Consider the following 23855-nt stretch of genomic DNA (forward strand, 5'->3'; position numbering starts at 1 on the left):
CTGTGGGAGCGGGCTTGCTCCGGGCGGCGTTCCGACGAAAGCGGTGTGTCAGCCACTTATTTGCCAACTGACACACCGTCTTCGCGAGCAAGCCCGCTCCCACAGGGGGGGATATGTGGTGTTCTGGGGTTTAGTGAAAGTCGCGGCTCTGCACGCGGATGCCATCGAGCAACGAAGTCAGATCGCTCAATCGCCCGGCGATCAAATGCCGCACTTCGCCCTCCCGCTCCCAGCGGCCATCGACCTTGAGCAATTGCGAACCGACCAGCACCTGACGCTGGCGCTCGGCCAGATCGCGCCAGACCACCACGTTGACGTTGCCGAACTCGTCTTCGAGGGTGACGAAGGTCACGCCGCTGGCAGTGCCCGGTCGCTGCCGCCCGGTGACCAGCCCGGCGATGCTCACCGGCCGACCATGCTCGACGTCCAGCAACTCCTGAGAGCTGCGGCAACGCCGGGCCTTGAGTTCGCCACGCAGCAGCGCCAGCGGATGCGGCCCCAGCGTGGTGCCGATAGTCGCGTAATCGGCCTGCAGATCTTCGCCGACACTCGGTTTGGGTAGCAGCACATCGGGTTCTTCCTGACTTGGCAAACCGGCAAACAGGCCCAGCTGTTTCTGCACCCCGGCCACTTCCCAACGCGCACGGTGCCGATGCCCGGCCATGCCACGCAACGCGCCGGAGTCTGCCAATAATGCCTGGGCGCGACTGTCGAGCGCGGCCCGTTCGCCCAGATCGGCGACATCGGCAAACGCCCCCCGCGCCCGCGCCGCTTCGATGCGCCGGGCGTCGTCCTCGCGAAAGCCCTTGATCATCCGCAGGCCCATGCGAATCGCCGGCTGCGCGCCGCTGATCGGTTCCAGGCTGCAATCCCAGTCGCTGGCGCGCACGTCCACCGGACGGATCTGCAACTGATGCCGACGGGCGTCCTGAAGGATCTGATCCGGGCTGTAAAAACCCATCGGCCAACTGTTGATCAACGCGCAGGCGAACGCCGCCGGTTCGTGGCACTTGAGCCAGCAACTGGCGTAGGTCAGCAAGGCGAAACTGGCAGCGTGGGATTCGGGAAAGCCGTAACTGCCGAAGCCTTTGATCTGCTCGAAAATCTGCGCGGCGAACTCCTCGGTGTAGCCGTTTTTCTTCATGCCGGCGGCGAGGCGTTCCTTGTGCGGCTCCAAGCCTCCATGGCGTTTCCACGCGGCCATCGAGCGACGCAACTGATCGGCCTCGCCGGGGCTGTAGTCGGCCGCAACGATAGCGATCTGCATCACCTGTTCCTGAAACAGCGGCACGCCGAGGGTGCGTTTGAGCACCACTTCAAGTTCCGGCGAGGGATAGGTTTCCGGTTCTTCCTTGTTACGCCGGCGCAGGTACGGATGGACCATCCCGCCCTGAATCGGCCCCGGGCGGACGATCGCCACCTCGATCACCAGATCGTAGAACTTCGCCGGTTTCAGCCGCGGCAGCATCGACATCTGCGCCCGCGATTCGATCTGGAACACGCCGATGGTGTCGGCACGGCTGATCATTTCGTAGGTCGGTTTGTCTTCAGCAGGAATCGTCGCCAGGCTCAGATCCAGATGCCGATGACGGCGCAGCAAGTCGAAGCAGCGACGGATCGCACTGAGCATGCCGAGGGCGAGGATATCGACCTTGAGCAGCCCGACCGCATCGAGGTCGTCCTTGTCCCACTGAATGATCGTGCGCTCGGCCATGGCGGCATTTTCCACCGGTACCAGGGTGTCCAGCGGTTGCTCGGAAATCACGAAACCGCCGGGGTGCTGCGACAAGTGCCGAGGGAAGCCGATCAGTTGCCCGGTCAGGCTCAGCACCCGACGCAGCACCGGGCTGTCGGGGTCGAAGCCGCCTTCGAGCAAGCGCGCCAGCGGCGGTGTTTCGTCGCTCCAGTGGCCGCAGCAATCGGCCAGTGCATTGATCTGATCCGGCGGTAGCCCAAGTGCCTTGGCTACGTCGCGCACCGCCCCGGCAGCGTGGTAAGTGCTGACCACCGCCGTCAGCGCCGCCCGCTGCCGGCCATAACGGCGGAACACGTATTGCAGGACTTCTTCGCGACGCTCGTGTTCGAAATCGACATCGATGTCCGGCGGCTCGTTGCGTTCTTTCGACATGAAACGCTCGAACAGCAGCGTGGTGCGATCCGGGTCGATCTCGGTGATGCCCAAGGCAAAACACACCGCCGAGTTGGCCGCCGAACCACGGCCCTGACAGAGAATCTGCTGATCGCGGGCAAAGCGCACCACGTCGTGCACTGTGAGGAAGTAGCTTTCGTAGCCGAGTTCGGCGATCAACTTCAGTTCCTTGTTGATCTGCCTCAGCACCTTGAAGGGCGCGCCTTTTTTCCAGCGCCAGGCGATGCCCTCTTTAGTCAACTGGCGCAGCCAGGAACTGCCGGTGTGCCCCTGCGGCACCAGCTCCTTCGGATACTGATAGCGCAACTCGCTCAGCTCGAAAGTGCAGCGCCGCGCCAGTTGCACCGAGGCGTCGAGCAGCGCCGGCGGATACAACTCGCGCAACACCTCGAGGCTACGCAGATGCCGCTCGCCGTTGGGGTGCAGGCGCAATCCGGCCTCGGCCACCGGGACGTGATGGCGGATCGCGGTCATGGTGTCCTGCAGGGCGCGCCGGCCACGGGCGTGCATGTGCACATCGCCGCTGGCCACGGCGGCAATCTGCAACTGCCCGGCCAGACTCAGCAGTGCCGCCAGCCGCCGCTGATCGTCCTGCCCGCGATGTAGCTGCACCGCCAGATACAGGCGCTCGCCGAAAGTCTGCTTCAGCCAACGGCCCTCCTCCACGTCATCGATGCTGTCCGGCACCCACACGGTGAACAACCCCGGCAACGGCTCGTTGAAGTCCTCGCGCAGCACCTGGTACTGGCCCTTCTGCGTACGCCGCCGGGCCTGAGTGATCAAGCCGCACAAGGCCTGATAGCCCGCCAGGTTCTCCACCAACAGCAGCAGTTTCGGGCCGTTATCGATGCGGATTTCGCTGCCGATGATCAGCGGCAGCTCCACCGATTTCGCCGCTTGCCAGGCCCGGACGATCCCGGCCAGGGTGCACTCGTCGGTGATCGCCAGCGCCTGATAACCGTGTTTTTTCGCCCGCTGAAACAGCTCAAGGGCACTGGAGGCACCGCGCTGGAAACTGAAATTCGACAGGCAGTGCAGCTCGGCATAGTCGTGGTTCATGCAAACCAGCCCTGCAGCCACAACGGACCGCCCTCGCCCACGGCCCGATAGGCCCAGCCCTGCTGACCGGCGCGGTTCTGGATCAGGTAGTAATCGCGGCGCACATCATCACCGTCCCACCAGCCGGACTCGATGCGCTCCGGGCCCATGAGAATCCGCGCCGAACCTTCCGGCACACTCTGCGGTTCGCCGAGCAGCCAGCCCGGACGCTGCACACTCGGCAAACCGCTGCAACGCTGCTTGTCGACGCCGTGCTGCCACGCACATTCCGGTCGGTGGTCGGCCTGAAAGCGCAGGCCCTGCACCGCGTCATCGCCGAGCCGTGCACGCAGACGTTCGCGCAATTGCTCCCAAGGCAAGGTCTGTTGCGGACGGTCATCGAACAGTTCCTGAAACTGCGGGACGAAACTCGGCAGGTCTTCTGCGCGCAGGCGAAAGCCGCGCACCGGGGCCTCGACCTGGACTTGTTCCAGTCGCCCACGGGCCAGTTCGAAGAGCATCGCCGGATCGCGCTCGGCGCTGAGCAGGCCGACCTTGATCAACGTGTCCGGCAGCCCGGCGTGCTCCAGATGCAGGTCGAAACGCTGCACGCCGCTGTCACGTCCGCAGAGGAATGCCGACAGGTCAGCGGTCAAGCGGCGTAACGGAAACAGCAGCGCCTGATGGGATTGCACGTCGAAATTGAGTTCGATGCGCACATCGAAGCGGTCCGGCGGCAGATAGAACGCCAAGGCCAGCGGACGCGCGCCGAACAGGGTGTCGAGATGCTTGAGCATCGACGCTTCGAAACGCCGGGCCAGGGCCTGACGCGGCAGGCTCTGCAGTTGGTTCAGGTTGCGCAGCCCCATGCGCGTCAGCGCCGTGGCGACCTGCGGATCCAGTCCGACACGGTCGACGGGCAACTGCCCAAGGTGATGCTGCAGGGCTTCGCCGTCCGGTACTACGAGACCGTCGTAGGCGTTGGCCAGCACCCGCGCCGCCACCGGATTCGGTGCGGCGACGATGCGATGGCGGAAGCCCAGCTCGGTCAGTTCCTTGCGTAGCCGCGCTTCGAACTGCGCCCAGGAGCCGAACAGGCCCAGGCTCGACTCGATCTCGAACACCACGGTACGCGGATAATGCACGCTGACCTGCGCGCTGAAACGATAGGCCCACGCGGCGAGAAACTGCTGCCAGTGCTCGACCTCGGCGAGGTCGTAATCGGCGGTGGCAAAGCCTTTGCTTAGGGCCTGCGCGGCGGTCATCGACTGGCCGGCGCGCAAGCCGAGCTGGCGCGCCGCTGCATTCACCGCTTGCAGCACCCGGCGCTGGGCCGGGCCACTGAGCAGCACCAACGGCCCATCGGGATCGGCACGCTGACGCAGCACGGCGTCGAGGGCCAATTGCGGGAACAGAATACACACCCAGCGCATGACGACCTCAGTGCCCCACGGCAAAGGCAATCGGCGCCGTGCGCGCCAGTCCGCCACGGCACTTGAGCACGCGCAACTGGGCCGGTCTGGCGTCGATGGCAATACGCAACGCGGCCGGCGACGGGTTGATCGCCTCGCTCAGCGGGCGCCAGGCAAACGCCAGGGTCTGGCCGGTTTCTGCCGCTACCTGCAAACGCCGCAACGCACGGTCATCGGCCTTGTGCGGCCAGCACAGCACCGCGCCGCAACTGCCGGAACGCAGGCATTGTTCCGCCGCCCACAAGGCATCGCGTTCGCTGGCCTGGATTACCGACAATTGACGCAGATCGACCCCGGCGTTCGCCCACGCCTGCGGGTACGGCACGAACGGTGGCGCCACCAGCACGATGCGCTCGCCCGCCGCCGACAGCCGCGCCAGCGTCGGCCACACCAGTTGCAACTCGCCAACCCCGGGCCCGGCCAGGAGGATTTCGCTCAGCGCCGCTTCCGGCCAGCCACCGCTGGGCAGTGCCGCATCCAGCGCGGCATGCCCGGTGGGTTGCGGGCTGGCAGCCGGCGGCGCAGGCCGGCCCTTCCAGACCTGGCCGCCATTGAACAGCGTATCGAGTGCAACGACGGCGCCCATCAGCCTTGCCTCACCAGACCGCAGAACACCCCTTCGATGGCCAGGTCCTGATCATCGCGCACGACAATCGGCTGGTACGCCGGGTTGCGCGGCAGCAGGCGCACTGTAGTGCCGACACGTTCGAAGCGTTTGATCGTGACTTCACCGTCGAGGCGCGCCACCACGATCTGGCCGTTGAGCGCCTCGGGATTGCGCTTCACTCCCACCAGATCACCGTCGAGAATGCCGTCCTCGATCATCGAGTCGCCTTGCACCCGCAGCATGTAGTCAGGAGTGCGGGAGAACAGCGCCGGGTCGAGCATCAAGCGGTTATGGATGTCGGCATCGGCACCGATTGGAGCACCGGCAGCCACCCGGCCGAGCACCGGAATGTCGAGCAGCTCCGGGCGCGGCGCTTGCCCGAGCAGGCGAATGCCCCGGGCCTGATGCGGATTGACCTCGATAAACCCGGCTTCGGTGAGCGCCAGCACATGCTTGCGCGCCACGCTGCGCGAGGCAAAACCAAAAGCCTCGCTGATTTCAGCGAGGCTTGGGGGCTGACCGTGTTCGGCGATGCGTTCGCGGATAAAGGTCAGGATGGCGGTACGGCGAGGAGTCAGGTTTGTCATGGAGTACATTTGTACTCCTGTGGGATTTTACTGACAAGCACCGCCAGTCGGCCTGCGCTGGCGATCCACAAAAATCACAAGATCGCAGCCTTCGGCAGCTCCTACAGGGAACGGGTGTCAGTTCAATCCGCGCTCGGCCAGAAATGCCGAGATGTAATCGATGAACGCCACCACTTTAGCCGTGGCCCGTCGATGGCTGGGGTACACCGCGAGAATGTGCGGGCCGAAGGTGTCGGGGTCGATTTCATAGTCAGCCATGACCCGCACCAGACGCCCATCGGCAATGTACGGCGCGGCGCTCCACAGCGGCGTGTGCAGCAAACCGCGTCCGGCCAACGCGCTGGCCAGTAGCAGATCATAGTTGTCGCTGCGCAAACGCGGCGCCGTCGGTTGCGCCAGGCTCAGCCGCTGGCCGTCGCGCTCGGCCCACCAGAACTCGCGGCTGAGCAACGGGTGCTGATACAGCAGCCATTCATGCTGTTCGAGGGTTTGTGGGGTGACCGGAAAACCCTTGCGCGCCAGATAGTCCGGGCTTCCGCACAACGCCAGCCGATTGCTGCCGACCACCCGGGCGATCAGCCCCGGCAAGTCGTCATGGCCCTCGCGCAAGGCCAGGTCATAGCCGCTTTCCAGCAGATTGACGAACGCGTCGCACAGGTCCACTTGCAGGCTGATCTGCGGGTATTGCTGCAAAAAGCCGTCGCACACCTGATCGAGAAACGCCCGCCCGTACGCCAGCGGTGCGGTGATTTTCAGGCTGCCGCGCAAACCGTGCTGCAACTGCTCGATTTCCTCGCTGGCCTCCTCCAGTCGCTGCAACACCAGCCGCGCGGTTTCCAGATAAACCCGGCCGATTTCGGTGAGCAGAATCCGCCGCGTGCTGCGTTCGAACAGCCGCGCGCCGAGTTCCGACTCCAGATGATTGACCGCTTTGGTCAGCGCCGATGGGGTCTTGCCCAGTTGCTCCGCCGCGCGGCTGAAACTGCCGAGTTGCGCGGTGACCACGAACATTTTCAGTGCACCCAGCTTGTCCATGCTTTTTCCATTCAGGCAAAAACGTTTTTCGTGAGGGAGGCGTTCTGTCGGCCAGTGTCAGCCACTAATCTGGCCATCAGACGCAATAACAAGGAAATCTTCAATGAAAAGATTCATCCCGAGTCTGCTGGTGAGCGCGATAAGTTTTGCCTCGATGGAAGCCATGGCCGCCACCGATCTGGTGCTGGTCAACGGCAAGATTTTCACCGCCGACCGTTCGCAACCGAAGGTGCAGGCTCTGGCCGTGGAAAACGGCAAGGTGCTGAAAGTCGGCAGCGATGCGCAGATCAAGGCGCTGATCGAACCCGCCACGCAGGTGATCGACCTCGGCGGCAAGACGCTGATGCCAGGCTTGATCGACAGCCATTCCCACGCGATTTTCGGTGGCTTGGAAATGGTCTCGGCCAACATGGAAGACGAAGTCGTCGCCCTCGACGAACTGGAAAAACGCCTGCGCGCCTGGCGTGACGACGACAAGGCCAGGCATGGCGATGTGCTGAGCATTGCCGGTATGAGCTCGGCGTACTGGGCGCAGGCCGAAGCGCTGGGCAAGACCTTCAACCACGGTGAATGGGCTGACGTGCCGGTGGTGTTCACCGGCAGCGATCACCACACCGCGTGGGCCAACAACGTGATGCTCAAGCGCGCCGGCATCGACGCGGCGTTGCTCAAGACCCTGCCCGTTGCGGAACAAGACACCATCGGCGCACTGGCCAGCGGCGAGCCCAACGGCTTTCTAGTCGATGCCGGTTGGGACCGGGTCGCCGCGAAAATGCCGGTGCCGAGCCCGGCCGATATGCTCACCGCGGCCAAATCCGCGGTGCGCTTCAACAACAGCCTCGGCATCACCGCGTGGATGGACCCCGCCGCCAACGCCGCACCGGGCGAGGCCGTGTTCGCGCTCAAACCCACCGAGAAAACCGTCGGCGTGCTGCCAGCCTACAAAGCCCTGTCGGAAAGCGGCGACATGAGCGTGCACGTTGCAGCGTTGCTGGTCGCCAACCCGAAAAGCCTGCCCGCCGACCTCGATACGCTGGATAAGGTGCGCCAGCAATTTCAGGGCATCCCCAACCTGACCCTGCCCGGGGTCAAGATCTTCGCCGACGGCGTGATCGAGTACCCGGCGCAGAGCGCGGCGATGATCGACCCGTACAGCAACTCGCACAAACAGGGCGAACTGCTGATCGATCCAAAACATTTCGGCGAGCTGGTCAGCGCCATCGACCAGCGCGGCTGGCTGGTGCACATCCACGCCATTGGCGACCGTGCGGTGCGTGAATCACTCAATGGCATCGAACGTGCGCGCAAGGATCGGCAGAGCGGCATCACTCACTCGATCACGCACCTGCAGATGGTCAATCCGAAAGAGTTCGCCCGCTTCAAGCCGCTGAACGTGATCGCCTCGATGCAATTGCTGTGGGCCAGTGCCGATGACTACACCACCGACATGATCAAGCCCTACGTCAGCGCCCTCGCCTTCCGTTATCAATACCCGGCGCACTCGCTGCTGAAACAGGGCGCGACGATTGCCGGTGCCAGCGACTGGCCGGTGTCGTCGCCCAACCCGTTCAACGCCATGGCCCAGGCCATCACCCGCGTCGGCCCGCTGGGCGTGCTGAATGCCGACGAGCGTCTGGATCGCGAAACCATGTTCTACGCCTATACCCTCAACGCGGCGCGAACCATAGGCCTGGACCAGCAGATCGGCTCACTGACGCCGGGCAAACAGGCTGATTTCATCGTGGTCGACCGCGACGTGTTCAGCGTCGACGAAAAAGCCCTGCATGACACCCAGGTGCTGCAAACCTGGTTTGGTGGGCGTCAGGTCTACACCGCCACAAAATAACAACACTGTTCCCCCCTGTGGGAGCGAGCCTGCTCGCGAAGGCGGCGTATCAGTCGCCATCGATGCTGAATGAACCACCGCTTTCGCGAGCAGGCTCGCTCCCACAGGGGCTGTGAGGGTGGCCGAGATTGCATTCCCTCCACGGTTTTCGTACTGCCCAAAAATAATCACAACATCGGGACTTCTCCATGAAAGCCTTGCCCCTGTTCGCCCTCGGTTTTTCCAGTTTGCTGCCCTTGAGCAGCTACGCGATCCCCCTGAACGACGATTTCGCCGTGCTGGTCGACCTGACCCTGGCCAGCGACTACCGCACCCGCGGCATCTCGCAAACCCAAAATGACCCGGCCGTGCAGGCCGGTCTGACCCTTGCCCACAGCAGCGGTTTGTACGCGGGAGCCTGGAGCTCCAACGTCGATTTTGGCGGTGGCCTGAAAACCCGGCAGGAAGTCGATTACTACGCCGGCTGGCTGTGGCAGGCCACCGAGGATGTCAGCCTCGATCTGGGTTACCTCAAGTACGCCTACCCCAGGGAAAGCCAGTTCAACCAGAGCGAGGTCTACGGGATTCTCGGCGTCTACGGGGTGAAACTCGCGGCGTATTACTCCAGCGATGCGCCGGGGATCGACAGCAAGCAAAGCTCGCTCTACACCTATGTCGGTTACGAAACCGGGCTGCCGTTCGATTCCGGGCTGAAGCTGCGTTACGGCAACATGGATTTCAAGGACCCGCACCTGTACTCGACGTCCGGGCGTGGCGAGGACAGTTATCGGGAATGGGAGGTCAAGCTGACCCACAACCTGGCGGGAGTGGTGTTGGGCCTGAGCTATATCGATACCGATCTGTCGCAGAGCCAGTGCCTGAGTAACTGGGGGTTCAAGGATGTGTGCACGACGACGCTGGTCGCGAGCGTGAGCAAATCCTTCTGAAACTCATGACTCCCCTGTGGAATCGGGCTTGCTCCGGACGGCGTTCCGACGAAGGCGGTGTGTCAGGCGCCATGAATGTTGAATGGACGACCGCCTTCGCGAGCAAGCCCGCTCCCACAGTTTTAGATTTGCGCCCGAGTTTTGTTACAGGATGTTTACGAATTTTTTACTATTGTTCTTCTACAGTTACGCGCGTTTCCGCGCGTGTTCTATTCGAGTAGAGGAATGTCTGTAATGGCTTTGGGCAAAGGACTGCGTTTACCGTCCATCACTTCCACCCGGCTGGTGTTGCTGTTTTCCCTGGCACTGGTGGCGCTGTACAACCTGGCGACCTGGAAGGCGCTGGGTACGCTGATCACACTGCAAGGCGCGCACAAACTGGCGTTTTTTGCTTCGTTCGGGCTGTTCCTGTGGGCGGCGATCACCCTGCTGCTGACCCTGGTTTCGTTTCGCTGGACGCTGAAACCGGCGCTGACTGTGGTGGCCCTGCTCTCGGCCTGCGCTGCGTATTTCATGAACGAATACGGGATCACCATCGACACGGTGATGATCCAGAACGTCTTCGAAACCAACCCGGGCGAAGCCGCTGCGCTGTTCAACGGCAAGCTGCTGGCTTACGTGTTGCTGCTCGGCGTGCTGCCGGCGGCGTTGATCTGGCGCTGGCCGGTGCGTTATCGGCCGTTCTTTCGCGGCGCGCTCAACAAGCTGCTGGTGATCGCCGCGTGCGTGCTGGTGATCGGCGCCTCAGTGGGTGCGTTCTATTCGACCTACGCGCCGATCTTCCGCGAAGAAGACAAGCTCACCCACTTCATCAACCCGACCAATTACATCTACGCCATCAGCAAATACACCAAGCAGCGCCTGGGCATCAAAAAGCACTTTGTGGTGCAGGCCATCGGTGAAGACGCGGTGATGAGCGCGAAAGCCGCCAGCCGCGAGAAGAAGTCGCTGATGGTGTTTGTGGTCGGCGAAACCGCCCGCGCCGATCACTTTTCGCTGAACGGCTATGCGCGCGAGACCAATCCCGAGCTGAGCAAACTGGACATCCTCAACTTCACCCAGGTGCACTCCTGCGGCACGTCCACGGCAGTGTCGGTGCCGTGCATGTTCTCGATGTTCCCGCGTGAGGACTACAGCGACAAGAAAGGCAAAACCTACGAAGGCCTGCTGGATATCCTGCAACGCGCCGGCGTGCAAGTGCTGTGGCTGGACAACAACAGCGACTGCAAAGGCACCTGCCTGCGCGTGCCGCACCGCGACATCGCGAAGAACCAGCCGGGGCCGTTCTGCGACGGCAACAACTGCCTCGATGAGGCGCTGCTGGCCGACCTGCAAAGCTACATCGACAGCCTCAAGGGCCACGCGATCATCGTGTTGCACGCCGACGGCAGCCATGGCCCGGAATACTACGAGCGTTATCCGCAAGCTTTGGAACGCTTCAAGCCGATCTGCCACACCAACCAGTTGGGCAGTTGCAGCCGCGATGAACTGGTGAACGTGTACGACAACACGATCCTCTACACCGACCACTTCCTCGCCAAGGTCATCGAGTTGCTCAAGCGCAATCAGGACACGCTGGATACCTCGATGCTGTACGTCTCCGACCACGGCGAATCGCTGGGTGAAAACGGCCTGTACCTGCACGCCGCGCCCTATGCATTGGCGCCGGAAGCGCAGACGCATGTGCCGATGGTGATGTGGTTTGGCAACAACACGCTGGCGCAACTGGGGATTGATCGCGATTGCCTGCAAGGCAAGACCGGGCAGCCGGACCTGAGCCATGACAACCTGTTTCATTCGGTGCTGGGGTTGTTCGAGGTGAAGACCGCGCTGTATCAGCCGGGGCTGGATGTGTTTCATGGTTGCCGGCCATCCATGACGGCCGGGCATTAACCCAAATTCCGAAACCCCTAAAATCCCTGTGGGAGCTGGCTTGCCAGCGATGGCGGTGTGTCAGTCACATAGATGCCTGGTGTGCCGGCCTCATCGCTGGCAAGCCAGCTCCCACAGGGAAAGCAGTGTTCTCAAGAACTGAGCTGTGCCAGGTAATCCCAAGGGTAGATCCCGCGTTGATGGCCGTCGCTGAACACCAGTTGCACGCCGTAGCCCTGCGGGTTGATCTCAATCAGGCGAACACGCTCATCCACCAGCGGAGTCACACCTTTCAGGCGAAACGCGCGGCACTGCGAGCACGGGCACTGGCGGCGCAGTTCGGCGTGATTGAACAGCGATTCGCGGCCGTCCGGCCAGCTCAGGCGCAGCGTCCGCTGGCTCTGCGAATTGCCGACTGACAGCGGGTTCATTGCAACTGACTCAAGGCAATCCGCACCGCTTTGCGCACTTCCGGATCACCGTCATCCTGCGCCGCCTGCAACGCCACCACCGCGCCGCGATCATGCAACTCACCGAGGGCCAGCGCAGCTTCCTTGCGCAGGTTGCTGATGCGATGGCCGAGGGTCTCGATCAAGGCGTCCAGCGCCGGTGCAAAACGCAAGCGACCGAGGCTGCGGGTAGCACGCAGACGCACTTGCCAGTAGTCATCGCCGAGGGCTGCGATCAACGCCGGACCAGCGTCGCTGTGGCCGACCTTGCCCAGCGTCGTGGCCGCCTCTTCACGCACTTGCCAGGCATCGTCCTGCAGCGCTTGACGCAGGGCTGGCAGCACCTCGGCGCCGGATGCCAGACCGAGGGCACCGGTGGCGGCGCGGCGCACTTCGGTGTCCGGGTCGGCGCTGGCCAGACGCGCCAGAGCCGGCAGTGCGTCGAGCTGCTTGAGCCAGCCGAGCACGCCCACGGCTTCGCGACGCACATTGGCATCGGCATCACTCAACGCGGTGATAGCAGCCGGCGCGGCATCGGCGAAACGCAGTTCGCGCAATGCCCGAAACGCGGCGATGCGCACACTGACTTGCGCATGACCGGTCCACGGCAGAATCACCCGGCCTGCCGCCTCACTCTTGAGCAGGCTCAGACTTTGCGCGGCGGCTGCCTGCACTGCCGCGGATGGATCGGTCAGCGCCTGGCACAGCGCAGCCACCACCGGTTCGTCTTCCCACGCTTCCAGCAGCCGCGCAGCTTCGGCGCGGACTTCTTCGGCGGGATCTTCGCTCAGTCTTTCGACCAGCCACAGCAGGCCGTCCGGTTCTTCCAGATCCGCCAAATCAATCAGGGCAATGCGCCGCACACCGGCATCGTCAGCGGTCAGACGCGGTTGCAGGGCGAGGATGTCATCGTTATCGGTCACAGCAAAAAATGAGGTCATAGGGCAAATCGCGGCAAGGGGTTTTCGGGAGGCAGGCCGAGCGGATTGAGGCGCGGCAGCGGGCGGGGGTTGTCGTGGCGCAGCAGGTCGAGGCAATGGCGCTTGAGGCGGGAGAATTCGGCACTGGTTACCAGCTCAGTGGTGCGCGGACGCGGGAAGTCCAGGTGCAGGTCTTCGATGATTCGCCCCGGACGTGCGCTCATCACCAGCAAGCGGTCGGCGAGGAACAGCGCCTCGTCGATGTCGTGGGTGACGAACACCACGGTGGTGCGAATCCGCGTCCAGATGTCCAGCAGCAGTTCCTGCATGTTCAGGCGGGTCAAAGCATCCAGCGCGCCGAACGGTTCGTCCATCAGCAGCAGCCGTGGACGGTTGACCAGCACCCGGGCGATTTCCACCCGTTGCTGCATGCCGCCGGATAGCTGATCGGGCCAGCGCTCGGCGAAGCCGTCGAGGCCCACCAGTTTGAGCATTTCATCGGCCTCACGCTGGCGCTCGGCTTTGCCGATGCCGCGCATCTTCAGGCCGAAAGCCACGTTATCGCGCACCGTGCGCCACGGAAACAGCGTGTGATGCTGGAACACCATGCCGCGTTGTGGCGACGGCCCGGACACCTCGCCGCCATCGACTTTGAGGCTGCCGGTATGGGCGTTCAAGTGTCCGGCCAGTGCGCCGAGCAAGGTCGACTTGCCGCAACCGGACGGGCCGAGAATGCACACGAACTGGCCCGGTTCGATCTGGCAATCCAGCCCCTGCACGGCTTCGAAAGCGTGTTGGCCTTCGCCGAGAACGATCGACAATTGACGAATATCGATCCGCCCTTCCGGGGTTTGCATTGCGCTCATCAGGCTTTTCCTCGTGGTCGATGCCAGGGCGTGAACAGCCCGCCCAGGCGCTTGATCAGCAGACTGCTGCCCATGCCCAGCACACCGATCAGCAGCATGCCGACGACGATGTCGGCGTAGTTCTGAATGGTGTAGGACTCCCAGGTGTAGTAACCGATGCCGAACTGGCCGGAGATCATTTCCGCCGTGACCAGACAGAACCACGAGGTGCCCATGCCGATGGCGAGGCCAGTGATGATGCTCGGGGCGGCACCCGGCAAAATCACTTCAAGCAAAATCGCCCGGCGCCCTGCCCCGAGGCTTTTCGCCGAGGCGATCAGCCGTGGATCAACGCCTTCGACGCCGTGCACGGTGTTGAGCAGGATCGGGAACAGCGCACCGGTGAAGGTGATGAAGACCATCGACAGCTCCGACGACGGGAACATCAGGATCGCCAACGGAATCCACGCCACCGCTGGGATCGGCCGCAGCACTTCCAGCGGTGGCAGCAACAGGTCTTCGGCCCATTTCGAGCGGCCGATGGCCAGGCCCAGGGCAATGCCGATGATCAATGCCGCGAGGTAGCCGGCGAACACCCGGCCGAGGCTCGCGCTCAGGTGCTGCAGCAGCTTGCCGGAGTCGCCCAGGCCCAACGCCGCTTCGATCACCGCCAACGGGGTTGGCACGTTGGCGAAGGTGACCAGGCCGAGGTTCCAGTGGTGGCTCGCGGCGAGTTGCCAGAACAGCAGGCAGAGCAGCAAAGAAGCAGCCCTTGGAACCCAGCGTAAATAAGATCGGTACACAATTTTTCCTCTCAACCGAGATCCCCTGTAGGAGTGAGCCTGCTCGCGATTGCGGTGTGTTCGTTGTTGATGTGTTGTCTGACACAACGCTATCGCGAGCAGGCTCACTCCTACAGTTGACCGAGGTGTTCTTCGGGTTAGCGGGCAGCTACGGCCTGGGTCGTGGCGTCGATAAAGTCGAAGACCTTGCCACCCTGCGCCGCCGCGAACTGCTGGGCCTGGCCTTTGAGCAGAAACGCGCTCAAGCGGCCCTTGGCGTCGCTGGCAAACCACGCCTGATCAGCGAGCAACTTGATCCCGCTGTCACTGGCCTGCGCATACACCGCGCGGATGTTTTTGCCTTCCTGCTTCAACGCGGCCAGCGCAGTGAACGCCGATTCCGCCGAGGCGTACTGGCGCACCTTGTCTTCGCCGCGCACCCAGATTTCGGCGACGTGGCTGAAGTCGGTGATGGCTTTGCCGGTCGCGGCATCCAGCGCTTTCAACGGTGTTTGCGCGTAGTTGGCGAGTTGCGCGGTGTAGTCCAGATTCGAGGCCTTGAAGGCGGCGCGGATGTATTGATCGTCGATGAAGGTGTTGAGGTCGAGGCCGCGATCGGCCTTCTTCAGCAGCTTCAGGGTGTCGATCGCAGTGCCCACCGCCTGACGGTATTCCGGCTTCCAGCTCAGGTCGCGGGTCTGCACGCCGAGCGGGCCGTGGAACAGGTAGTTGACCTCGGCATCGACGCCGGTGACTTTGGCGATCAGCTCGCTGTACTTCTCAGGCTCAGCAGCCAGCAACTGGTTGGCCTCGATGCTCGCCCGCAGGTAGGCGACGACGATTTCCGGGTACTGTTTCGCGTAGGCCTGATCCACCAGTGCACCGTGGAAAGTCGGCGCGTTGGCCTGGGCGCCGTCGTAAATCTTGCGGGCGAAACCACGGCTGGGGAACAGTTCGGCGAACGGCACGAAATCGGCATGAGCGTCGATCTTGCCGGCCTGCAATGCAGAGCCTGCGACTTCCGGCGGCTGAGCGATGATGTTCACGTCTTTGAGCGGATCCCAGCCCTGCTCCGCCACCGCGCGCAGCAACATGCCGTGGGCGGTCGAAGCGAATGGCACCGAGATGGTCTTGCCCTTGAGTTCACTCAGCGCCTGCACCCCGGACGCGCTCGGCACCACGATGCCGTTGCCGCTGCCCTTGATGCTGCCCGACAGCACGCTGATGAACAGGCTGTGCTTGCCGGCGGTTTCGAACGCGACACCGTTGAACGCGCCGGGGAAATCGGCCATGGCGCCGAAATCGAGTTTGCCGGCGACCATCTCGTTGGTCAGCGGCGCGCCGCTGGTGAAGTTTTTCCACTGCACGTCGTATTTCGCGTCTTTGTAGGCGCCGTCGTGCGGCAGGTATTTGTCGAGCAGACCGAGTTCACGAATCAACAGCCCGCCGGCGGCGCAGTTGATCGTGGTGTCCTGGGTGCCGATGGCGATGCGGATGGTTTCGGCCGAGGCCGACAGGGTGAATAAAGCCAGTACCAGACCGGCGATTGCTGCACGCAACATGAGTGTTTCCCCTCGAATCATTTATTGGATGTTCGTCTCCTCCGCGATCAGGGCGCGGTGGGAAACGAGGGGTTTTGGGTGAATCCAGCGTCCGGGTGTTTCCGGGTAGCTTCAGGGTGTCGTAGATCTTTGTAGGAGTGAGCCTGCTCGCGATAGCGGTGCATAAGATGGCGACGTGTTGTCTGACACACCGCTATCGCGAGCAGGCTCACTCCTACAGGGGAAAGCGTTTAACGCAGGAGATAGGGGATGTCGACTTTGACGGCGCCAGTCGGGCAGTCCTTTTCACACGGCATGCAGTACCAGCATTCATCGAACGCCATGTAGGCCTTCTGTGTGGCCGGATTGATCGCCAGCAGGTCCATCGGGCAGACGTCGACGCACACGGTGCAGCCCTTCTCGGCGATGCATTTGTCCTCGTCCACGGTGACCGGGGCGTTGGAGCGGAAAAAGATTTCCTGGGCTTGATAGGCCATGGTTCGGACTCTCTTTTTGTGGTGTATCAAGCGGCAAATGCGCCGACCCGCAAGCGGTCATAGGCCTGCATCTCTTCGGCATCGAGCGGGATGATGTACGGCTCGACGGGTTTCTTGAAACTGGTCATCTGACCGTCTTCGCCCTTCTTCAAATGACAGTGGCAGAACCAATCACTGTCGTTACGCTGCGGGTGATCGACGCGATAGTGGTACAGGCCCCAGCGACTTTCAGCGCGGAACAGCGAGGCACGGGCGGCCATTTCGGCGCAATCGCGGATCACACTGGTTTCCATGGCGCGCATCAGTTCGTGAGCGTTGTTGGCTTTCATCTGCTCAAGGTCGCGCTCGATGTCGCTGAAGCGCTGCAAGCCGATCTGCATTTTCTTGGTCACCTTCGGCGGTTGCAGGTAGTCGTTGACGAAGCGCCGCAGCTTGTACTCGACCTGCGCCGGCGGCAGACCCTGTTCACGATCCAGTGGCGCGTAGACCCGCGCTTTCTCTGCTTCGATCTGCGCGGCATCCAGCGTCGAGAACTCGCGCCCGGCGACGAAGTCCGCCGCGTTGTGCCCGGCGAACCAGCCGTAGGTGAATGCACCGAGCATGTAGTTGTGCGGCACGGCGGCCATGTCCCCTGCCGAGTACAAGCCTTTCACCGAAGTCTCGGCCCGCTCGTTGACCCACACCCCGGACGCCGAATGGCCGCTGCAAAAGCCGATCTCAGAGATGTGCATCTCGACCATTTGCGTGCGGTAATCAATGCCACGATTGGCGTGGAACTGACCACGACTCGGGCGCTCGTTGCTGTGCAGGATTTCCTCGATGTTCTGAATGGTTTCCTCGGCCAGGTGATCGAGTTTGAGAAATACCGGGCCGTTGCCGCTTTCCAGTTCCTGGTGAAACTCCCACATCATCTGCCCGCTCCAGTAGTCGCACTCGATGAAGCGTTCGCCCTTGTTGTTGGCGGTGTAGCCGCCGAGCGGGCCGGTCACATAGGCGCACGCCGGGCCGTTGTAGTCCTTGATCAACGGGTTGATCTGGAAGCATTCGAGGTTCGCCAGCTCGGCCCCGGCGTGATAGGCCATGGCGTAGCCGTCGCCGGCATTGGTCGGGTTTTCATAGGTGCCCATCAGGTAACCCGAGGACGGCAGACCGAGGCGACCGGCCGCGCCGCACGCAAGAATCACCGCTTTGGCCTTGATCACATGGAAATCGGCGCTGCGGCAATCGAAGCCCATCACCCCGTTGACCGCGCCCTCCTCGTCGGTGAGCAAACGGGTGCAGACCAGACGATTGGTGATACTTACCCGCGCGCGTTTCAACTGGCGATACAGGACTTTCTTGATGTCGTGCCCTTCCGGCATCGGCAGCACGTAGGCGCCCATGTGGTGGACTTTTTTCACCGCGTAATCGCCGGTCTCGTCCTTCTCGAACTTCACGCCCCAGCGATCCAGTTGCTCGATGGTCTCGAAGCTATGAGTGGCATAGGCGTACACCGCCGCCTGATTGACGATGCCGTCGTTGGCGATGGTGATTTCCTTGGTGTACTGCTCCGGCGTCGAGTGGCCGGGGATGATCGCGTTGTTCAGGCCGTCCATGCCCATGCTGATCGCGCCGCTGCGTTTGACGTTGGCCTTGTCCACCAGCAGCACGCGCAGGTCGCGGTTCTTCTCTTTGGCTTTGATCGCCGCCATCGGCCCGGCGGTGCCGCCGCCGATCACGACGATGTCGTATTCCTGTTCCAAGGTCTTGCGGGTCATGTCACGCCCCTTTTTGCCGGTCGATCCGCAGGCGGTACTGGAACGCATCGCCACGGTAGTAAAGGTGTTCGAAGTCCAGCGGCTGGCCGTTGGCGTCGTGGGTCAGACGCTGGATGCGCATGATCGGCGAGCCGGCCTCGACGTTCAGCGCCTGGGTCAAATCGCTATCGGCCAGCACCGCGTCGATCGCCAGATCAGCGTGGCCGAGGGCGATGCCGCAGTCGTTTTCCAGAATCAGGAAGATGTCGCGAGTCACCAGATCAGCCTTCTCCAGCCGTTCGCCAATCGCTTTGGGCAGGTAGGTGATTTCCAGCGAGATCGGCTCGCGGTTGATCAGGCGTACGCGTTTGATTTGAGCCACGGTCTCGCCTTCGGCGACTTGCAGGCGCTCGGCGACACGTTTGTCGGCGGGGATGAATTTGAAACTGCGCAGGCGGTTGATCACCTCGTAGCCGCGCCCGGTCATGGACTCGGCGAGGCCTTGCAGGCTGCTGACGTTCTGAAAGGTTTTCGGCTTGGCGACGAAGGTGCCCTTGCCGTGGATCTTGAAGATCAGCCCTTCCTTCTGCAGATCGCCCAGTGCCTGACGCACGGTGATGCGGCTGACTTTGAACAGCGTGCCGAGCTCACTTTCGGACGGCATCTGGCTGTCTTGCGGGTATTCGCCGTCAAGAATGCGTGCGCGCAGGACATCGCGCAGTTGGGTGTGCAACGGGACGCTACTGAGGGACAGGACGTTATCGGTCATCAGGGATCACTTGTTATAACGAGTTATGACGTGATCTTAGAGACGTTATGACAAGCTTGAGAAATATTGTTTGGGCATAACCTTAGACACAGGTTGACCGGGACTTTTGTGGCGAGGGGATTTATCCCCGATGGGTTGCGAAGCAACCCTGAACCCGGCTTATGCAATCTACCTGACGGATCGAGGCGCATGGTTTTACGACTGCTGCGCAGCCGATCGGGGATAAATCCCCTCACCACAAGGGTTTGTTTACAGAGGAAAATTCAGGGACGTTTGAGGATCTGGTCCATCACCCAATCGGTTTTGAGGGCTTGTTCGGCGACGGCCGGATGCTGCGAATCGCCACGAATATGCGCATTCATGCCCAGCACGTGATGCCACTGAATGTGTTCGTGATGGGGGATCTCCAGGCTTATCTGCTCATCGGCGAACAGCTGCACCGGATGCTCGTCAAACACGGAGAACGCGATCCGACCCTGTCTGCCGATGATCTCCACCCGGTCCTCGCGCCGATCTGCCACAAAGCTCCAGCAACCCATGCCCAGCGCGCCCGAGGCAAACCGCCAACTGGCGCTGACCGCATCTTCCGCCGCATACAACCCGGCTTGTCGGGCGGTGAAACCGGCGACTTCAGCGATGTCGCCGAGCAGGTACTGAAACAGGTCAAAACCATGGCTGGCCAGATCGGCAAAGTAGCCGCCACCGGCCACGCTCGGGTCGGTTCGCCAGTTGGCGCTGCCGTGCAGATCCGCCGCCGAGGGGGCTTTGGTCAGCGTCCAGCTCAGGTGCCGCACCTCGCCGATGCGGCCCTGCGCCAGCCATTGCCGAACCTGGGCAAAGCGCGGCAACGAACGGCGGTAGTACGACACGAACAAGTGCAGACCGGCGTCGGCAAACGCCTGCTGCATTTCGCGGCTTTGTCCGGCGTTGAGCGCCATCGGTTTCTCGACACAACAATGCTTGCCGGCTGCAGCGACTTTCAGGCTGTAGGCGTGGTGGCTGTCGGGTGGCGTGGCGATGTACACCGCGTCCACCTCGGGGTCGTTGATCAGCGCATCGACATCGGTATAAACCCGGGCGATACCGTGGCGCGCGGCGTAATCACTCACCGCTTCGAGTCGGCGGCCCATCACCGCCACCAGCGCCGAGCCGGGCGCCTTGTAGAAGGCCGGCCCGCTCTTGCGTTCAGTGACGCTGCCGCAACCGATCATGCCCCAACGCACCACGTCCATGCTCAACTCCCTGTGTTTGAAACACTCAGCCGATGCGCAACGCGCGCAGATCGAGGTGGCCGTCCTTCAGCGGCGGGCACCAGTAGTAGCCGCCGGTGATCGGTCGGCTGATGCGGTACAGACCGTCGGTGATGCCGTCTTCCAGACCGCTCATGCGCCGCAGTTGGGCCTCGAAGGCGTCCAGCGAAAAACCGAAGGCGAGGAACATCAGGCCGGCGCGATCACCGTCGATCCACGGCATCGAACGGCGCACGACGAACGCTTCGGGGGCGAAGCTTTCCTGGGCGGTGCGTTTGACGTGGGCGGAGACTGGCGCGTCGTCGATCTCTTCGTTGTCGCTCAAGCGACGGCCCATGATGTTGTCCTTGTCTTCGGCGGACAGCTTATGGAAGCCTTTGAGGTCGTGCTGCCACTGCTGGATCGCGGCGAAGCTGCCACCGACCAGACCATCAGCGCCCTCGCCCAGCAACGCGGCGGCGATCGCGGCGTCATCGTGCGGGTTTTCGGTGCCGTCTTCGTAGCCCGTCAGGTCATGGCCGTCCTTGTGGCGGAAGGCTTCCTGCATGTCTACCAGGCGCAGCGCCGGGGCCAGCGCGGCTTCGAAGGCGTTGCAGCGGTTGAGCAACTCACCACGGTCGACCCCGTGCAGCCAGACCCACAGCGCGTGCTGGGTCGACGGGTTTTCCACGCCGACGCCGCTCATGGCCGGAAAGCTGCGCAGACCGTCGATCTGCACGTTCAGGGCTTTGGTCAGGGATTCACCGAAACCGATCACCGCCGACTTGCCGTCCACCAGATTCATCAGGTTGTCGATCGCCTGCGGCAGTGCTTCAACCGACGCAAGGGCAAAAAACAGGTGACGTGCTTGCGCAGGAACAGGGGTGGCGAGAATGCCCGGCTGGTAGTAACTCATGTGAACTCCTTGGGAAAGTGCGCGGGAGTTTACCTGTGGCCGGAGGGTTTGTGGGGTTGAGACGCCAATATCGGAGGTCACAGAGTCCTGTGGTGAGGGGATTCATCCCCGATGGGCAGCGAAGCGGCCCCAACCCTGCAATCTCGGACTACTGAAATACCGAGCTTTCTGAATTCGCGACGGCTGCGCCGCCGATCGGGGATAAATCCCCTCGCCACAGTGTTCGTGTTCACGCAGGAGATGTGTCATGCCGCCACGCACTCGGGCTCATCCCGGTCCAGCGCTTGAACGCCCGGCGAAAGCTGCGCACATCGCTGTAGCCGACTTCTTCGGTAATCCGCTCGATCGGCATGTCCGGATTGGCCAGCAGACTCATCGTGCGCGCCTGACGCACCTGTTCCAGCAGCGCTTCGAAGGTCAGCGCGTGCTCGGTCAAACGGCGGCGCAGGGTGCGGCTGCTCATGTTCAGGTCGCCGGCGATTTTTTCGATATGGCTGCCTCTGCTCAAGTCCCGGGCAATCGCCCGCTCCACTGCTTGAATCAGATCGAGTTTCTGATGTACCTGCGCCGCTTCCAGCTCCAGCAACGCAACCGCCTGACGCAGCGCCAGCGAATGGTGATTGGGCAGGTTGACGTCCAGCCACCGGGCATCGATCAGCATGCGATTGTGCAGACAGCCGAAGCGCACATCGGGCCCGAGCAAGCGGTGGTATTCGCTCAGATAATCCGGTGCAGCGTGCACAAACTCCACGGCGATCGCCTTGAACTCATGGCCCGCCAAGGCCCGGCCGTACACCAGCAGGCTGGCGAAAAACTCTTCGACCGCGAACACCTGCACATCGGCAAACGGTAAGCGACATTCGGCATCGAGGTGCACCTGATCGCCGATCACATCGACGCTGGACACCACGATTCCGCCGGAGGTGTGCTGGTGGCGGATGCCGAGGGCAAAGGCATCGCGCAAGGTCTTGCATAGCGACAGTACGTGGCCGAGCAGCCCCAGCGTACCCAACACATTCTGCGCGCCGACCCACAGCCCCAGGCCCTGATTTGGCAGTACTTTGAGCGCACGCTGGATCATCGCCACGGCCTGGCGGTAGGAAATCCGCTGCGCCGGATCCTGCAGATCTTCGAGGGTGAAACCCAGGCCACGGCACAGGCTTTCGGGGTCGACGCCTTTGTTGTGCACGACTTCGGCGAGGGTTTGCAGGAGGAACGGCGAAACCAGCGCCAATTCAAAAGTGGGGTCTTGGACTTTTACGTTCATGGGGGCTGACATTCCGGATCACGCTTGATTGTTATTTTTGTAACCGGTTATGTCGAAGGAAGTTAGCACAGGGTTGGCCGACTGTCCGCAGAAGTCCCCCTAACTGTCCGCCAATACCCTGCCCCGTCGGGCGCCAAGCGCTTATTTCTATGGTGCCGGACGTTCTGCGTACCGGCGCCACGTCCCACCACAATAATAATGAGGACAGCCATGAGCCCGAACCGCGCCACTTTCCCCTTGCGTCTGGCACTGACTTTGCTCGGATGCACCGCGTCCCTGTCGGCCCTGGCCACCGAAGCCGGCGTCGACAACATCGGCCCCGGCACCGACGGATTCTTCATGCTGCCGCTGGAAGTCGACAGCCTTCCGCAGAACATGGTCGCGTTCAACCTCTACTACAACCATTACAAGTCGACCAAGCTCAACATCAGTTCGTTGGGCGGCAAGGTGCCGAATGTCGAAATCGAATCCACGGCGGTGATCCCGCGTATTGATTACCTGAGCCCGGTGCGCGTGTTCGGCGGACGTCTGGCCGGCTACATCGCCCAGCCCTGGCTGAAGCAGGAAGTCTCGGTATTCGGCCTCAGCGATACCCGCGAAGGCATGGGCGACACCACCGTTGCGCCGATCATCCTGTGGGACATGGGCAAGAACCTGACCCTGGGTGCTGCCGTGGAGATCACCGTGCCCACCGGCGAATACAGCGTCGATCGGCTGGCCAACACCAGCAACAATTTCTACACCTACAAGCCGCTGTTCTCCTTCACCTGGCTGCCGACCGACAAGACCGAAGTGTCGATGAAGACCACCTACAGCTTCAATGAGAAAAACAAGGACACTGACTACAAGTCCGGGCAGATCTTCCACTTCGATTACTCGGCCAGCTACAAGATCACCGACGATGTGATGCTCGGCCTTAACGGCTATTACCTCAAGCAGACCACCGACGACAAACAGTACGGCCACACCGTGCAATTCGCCGGGCAGGATGTGGATGACGGCGTGCGCGGCCAGGTATTCGCGATCGGCCCGGCGTTGCATTTCACCTTTCTCAAATACGCCAGCGCGGAGATTCGCTGGGCCAAGGAGTTTGACGTGGAGAACCGGCCAGAGGGGGAAATGTTGTGGGCGAAGGTGAGTATTCCGTATGCGTTCTGAGTGCATTTGTAGGAAGGTGCGCGCGGATTTGTAGGCTGGAAACCTGAAAAACAGAGTGGAGGAATAGGCCTACAACGGCGGTCGAGATTGCCGGACAACGGAGGGAAACGTCCGGCAGATTCCAAAAGGGCGCTTGCAGATACTGGGCTTCGTCATCCCATGGTTCTTCGAGAGCTCATGGGGTACATCGTCTGCCAGTGACGACAATGGGCCA

Annotated in this window: 20 protein-coding genes; 4 read left to right on the forward strand and 16 right to left on the reverse strand. The window is 62.3% G+C overall.

Annotated features, from left to right (window positions below; translation table 11 throughout):
- Window positions 1–130 precede the first annotated feature (130 nt).
- From HDC30_RS01635 to HDC30_RS01655, 5 genes are all read right to left on the reverse strand, one after another.
- Window positions 131–3229: an error-prone DNA polymerase gene (locus HDC30_RS01635; protein ID WP_311658530.1), complete on the reverse strand. Its 3099-nt coding sequence runs from the start codon at window positions 3227–3229 to the stop codon at window positions 131–133.
- Window positions 3205–4620 carry a DNA polymerase Y family protein gene (locus tag HDC30_RS01640; protein ID WP_183780246.1) on the reverse strand — a complete coding sequence of 472 codons (1416 nt, stop codon included), beginning with the start codon at window positions 4618–4620 and terminating at the stop codon, window positions 3205–3207. The genes HDC30_RS01635 and HDC30_RS01640 overlap by 25 nt, the downstream gene beginning before the upstream one ends.
- 7 nt (window positions 4621–4627) lie before the next feature.
- Entirely contained in the window at window positions 4628–5245 is a 618-nt protein-coding gene (gene imuA, locus HDC30_RS01645; RefSeq protein ID WP_007968686.1) for a translesion DNA synthesis-associated protein ImuA, read from the reverse strand.
- Window positions 5245–5862: a transcriptional repressor LexA gene (lexA, locus tag HDC30_RS01650; RefSeq protein WP_183780249.1), complete on the reverse strand. Its 618-nt coding sequence runs from the start codon at window positions 5860–5862 to the stop codon at window positions 5245–5247. The genes imuA and lexA overlap by 1 nt, the downstream gene beginning before the upstream one ends.
- A 108-nt stretch (window positions 5863–5970) precedes the next feature.
- Window positions 5971–6888 (reverse strand): LysR family transcriptional regulator, encoded by a 918-nt coding sequence (locus tag HDC30_RS01655; RefSeq protein WP_183780253.1) that lies wholly within the window; start codon window positions 6886–6888, stop codon window positions 5971–5973.
- Between the two features lie 103 nt (window positions 6889–6991).
- Here HDC30_RS01655 and HDC30_RS01660 point away from each other — a divergent pair, with 103 nt between their 5' ends.
- The 3 genes from HDC30_RS01660 to HDC30_RS01670 all read left to right on the forward strand — a co-directional run bounded on the left by HDC30_RS01660 (window position 6992) and on the right by HDC30_RS01670 (window position 11553).
- Entirely contained in the window at window positions 6992–8734 is a 1743-nt protein-coding gene (locus tag HDC30_RS01660) for an amidohydrolase (protein WP_183780256.1), read from the forward strand.
- Between the two features lie 188 nt (window positions 8735–8922).
- Window positions 8923–9660, forward strand: a complete 738-nt coding sequence (locus HDC30_RS01665; protein WP_183780259.1) for a TorF family putative porin — start codon at window positions 8923–8925, stop codon at window positions 9658–9660.
- 234 nt (window positions 9661–9894) lie between these two features.
- A complete protein-coding gene (locus HDC30_RS01670) occupies window positions 9895–11553 on the forward strand; it encodes a phosphoethanolamine transferase (protein ID WP_183780262.1) in 1659 nt (552 codons plus the stop codon).
- 131 nt (window positions 11554–11684) lie between these two features.
- Here the strand turns inward: HDC30_RS01670 and HDC30_RS01675 are convergent, their stop codons facing one another.
- From HDC30_RS01675 to HDC30_RS01725, 11 genes are all read right to left on the reverse strand, one after another.
- Window positions 11685–11963, reverse strand: coding sequence for a DUF971 domain-containing protein (locus tag HDC30_RS01675; RefSeq protein WP_183780265.1), 279 nt, complete (start codon window positions 11961–11963; stop codon window positions 11685–11687).
- Entirely contained in the window at window positions 11960–12922 is a 963-nt protein-coding gene (locus HDC30_RS01680) for a HEAT repeat domain-containing protein (RefSeq protein ID WP_096796818.1), read from the reverse strand. The genes HDC30_RS01675 and HDC30_RS01680 overlap by 4 nt, the downstream gene beginning before the upstream one ends.
- Window positions 12919–13767, reverse strand: coding sequence for an ABC transporter ATP-binding protein (locus HDC30_RS01685; protein WP_183780268.1), 849 nt, complete (start codon window positions 13765–13767; stop codon window positions 12919–12921). Before HDC30_RS01685 ends, HDC30_RS01680 begins: the two co-directional genes overlap by 4 nt.
- Window positions 13767–14549: an ABC transporter permease gene (locus HDC30_RS01690; RefSeq protein WP_115989635.1), complete on the reverse strand. Its 783-nt coding sequence runs from the start codon at window positions 14547–14549 to the stop codon at window positions 13767–13769. The genes HDC30_RS01685 and HDC30_RS01690 overlap by 1 nt, the downstream gene beginning before the upstream one ends.
- 137 nt (window positions 14550–14686) lie before the next feature.
- Window positions 14687–16111, reverse strand: a complete 1425-nt coding sequence (locus HDC30_RS01695) for an ABC transporter substrate-binding protein (protein ID WP_183780271.1) — start codon at window positions 16109–16111, stop codon at window positions 14687–14689.
- Between the two features lie 209 nt (window positions 16112–16320).
- On the reverse strand, window positions 16321–16566 hold the full coding sequence (locus tag HDC30_RS01700) for a ferredoxin family protein (protein WP_003225615.1): 246 nt from the start codon (window positions 16564–16566) through the stop codon (window positions 16321–16323).
- A 26-nt stretch (window positions 16567–16592) separates the two neighbouring features.
- Window positions 16593–18323: a fumarate reductase/succinate dehydrogenase flavoprotein subunit gene (locus HDC30_RS01705; protein ID WP_183780274.1), complete on the reverse strand. Its 1731-nt coding sequence runs from the start codon at window positions 18321–18323 to the stop codon at window positions 16593–16595.
- Between the two features lies 1 nt (window position 18324).
- Complete coding sequence (locus tag HDC30_RS01710; protein ID WP_183780277.1) at window positions 18325–19071, reverse strand: GntR family transcriptional regulator; 747 nt, start codon at window positions 19069–19071, stop codon at window positions 18325–18327.
- A 263-nt stretch (window positions 19072–19334) separates the two neighbouring features.
- Entirely contained in the window at window positions 19335–20303 is a 969-nt protein-coding gene (locus HDC30_RS01715; RefSeq protein ID WP_183780280.1) for a Gfo/Idh/MocA family protein, read from the reverse strand.
- Window positions 20304–20328: 25 nt separating this feature from the next.
- Window positions 20329–21216 carry a Dyp-type peroxidase gene (locus tag HDC30_RS01720; RefSeq protein WP_183780283.1) on the reverse strand — a complete coding sequence of 296 codons (888 nt, stop codon included), beginning with the start codon at window positions 21214–21216 and terminating at the stop codon, window positions 20329–20331.
- Between the two features lie 229 nt (window positions 21217–21445).
- Window positions 21446–22483: an AraC family transcriptional regulator gene (locus tag HDC30_RS01725; protein WP_027613655.1), complete on the reverse strand. Its 1038-nt coding sequence runs from the start codon at window positions 22481–22483 to the stop codon at window positions 21446–21448.
- A gap of 210 nt (window positions 22484–22693) precedes the next feature.
- Here HDC30_RS01725 and HDC30_RS01730 point away from each other — a divergent pair, with 210 nt between their 5' ends.
- Window positions 22694–23641, forward strand: coding sequence for a transporter (locus HDC30_RS01730; protein ID WP_183780286.1), 948 nt, complete (start codon window positions 22694–22696; stop codon window positions 23639–23641).
- Window positions 23642–23855: the final 214 nt, after the last annotated feature.

Source organism: Pseudomonas sp. JAI115 (assembly GCF_014200835.1).
Lineage (GTDB): Bacteria > Pseudomonadota > Gammaproteobacteria > Pseudomonadales > Pseudomonadaceae > Aquipseudomonas > Aquipseudomonas putida_A.

What these genes read in the sequence shown, in the direction of transcription:
- HDC30_RS01715 (WP_183780280.1), bottom strand. Translation starts at nt 20,303, where the DNA reads ATGGACGTGGTGCGTTGGGGCATGATCGGTTGCGGCAGCGTCACTGAA.
- HDC30_RS01670 (WP_183780262.1), top strand. Translation starts at nt 9,895, where the DNA reads ATGGCTTTGGGCAAAGGACTGCGTTTACCGTCCATCACTTCCACCCGG.
- HDC30_RS01665 (WP_183780259.1), top strand. Translation starts at nt 8,923, where the DNA reads ATGAAAGCCTTGCCCCTGTTCGCCCTCGGTTTTTCCAGTTTGCTGCCC.
- imuA (WP_007968686.1), bottom strand. Translation starts at nt 5,245, where the DNA reads ATGGGCGCCGTCGTTGCACTCGATACGCTGTTCAATGGCGGCCAGGTC.
- HDC30_RS01730 (WP_183780286.1), top strand. Translation starts at nt 22,694, where the DNA reads ATGAGCCCGAACCGCGCCACTTTCCCCTTGCGTCTGGCACTGACTTTG.
- HDC30_RS01700 (WP_003225615.1), bottom strand. Translation starts at nt 16,566, where the DNA reads ATGGCCTATCAAGCCCAGGAAATCTTTTTCCGCTCCAACGCCCCGGTC.
- HDC30_RS01720 (WP_183780283.1), bottom strand. Translation starts at nt 21,216, where the DNA reads ATGAGTTACTACCAGCCGGGCATTCTCGCCACCCCTGTTCCTGCGCAA.
- HDC30_RS01705 (WP_183780274.1), bottom strand. Translation starts at nt 18,323, where the DNA reads ATGACCCGCAAGACCTTGGAACAGGAATACGACATCGTCGTGATCGGC.
- HDC30_RS01685 (WP_183780268.1), bottom strand. Translation starts at nt 13,767, where the DNA reads ATGAGCGCAATGCAAACCCCGGAAGGGCGGATCGATATTCGTCAATTG.
- HDC30_RS01680 (WP_096796818.1), bottom strand. Translation starts at nt 12,922, where the DNA reads ATGACCTCATTTTTTGCTGTGACCGATAACGATGACATCCTCGCCCTG.
- HDC30_RS01640 (WP_183780246.1), bottom strand. Translation starts at nt 4,620, where the DNA reads ATGCGCTGGGTGTGTATTCTGTTCCCGCAATTGGCCCTCGACGCCGTG.
- lexA (WP_183780249.1), bottom strand. Translation starts at nt 5,862, where the DNA reads ATGTACTCCATGACAAACCTGACTCCTCGCCGTACCGCCATCCTGACC.
- HDC30_RS01660 (WP_183780256.1), top strand. Translation starts at nt 6,992, where the DNA reads ATGAAAAGATTCATCCCGAGTCTGCTGGTGAGCGCGATAAGTTTTGCC.
- HDC30_RS01725 (WP_027613655.1), bottom strand. Translation starts at nt 22,483, where the DNA reads ATGAACGTAAAAGTCCAAGACCCCACTTTTGAATTGGCGCTGGTTTCG.
- HDC30_RS01675 (WP_183780265.1), bottom strand. Translation starts at nt 11,963, where the DNA reads ATGAACCCGCTGTCAGTCGGCAATTCGCAGAGCCAGCGGACGCTGCGC.
- HDC30_RS01655 (WP_183780253.1), bottom strand. Translation starts at nt 6,888, where the DNA reads ATGGACAAGCTGGGTGCACTGAAAATGTTCGTGGTCACCGCGCAACTC.
- HDC30_RS01710 (WP_183780277.1), bottom strand. Translation starts at nt 19,071, where the DNA reads ATGACCGATAACGTCCTGTCCCTCAGTAGCGTCCCGTTGCACACCCAA.
- HDC30_RS01695 (WP_183780271.1), bottom strand. Translation starts at nt 16,111, where the DNA reads ATGATTCGAGGGGAAACACTCATGTTGCGTGCAGCAATCGCCGGTCTG.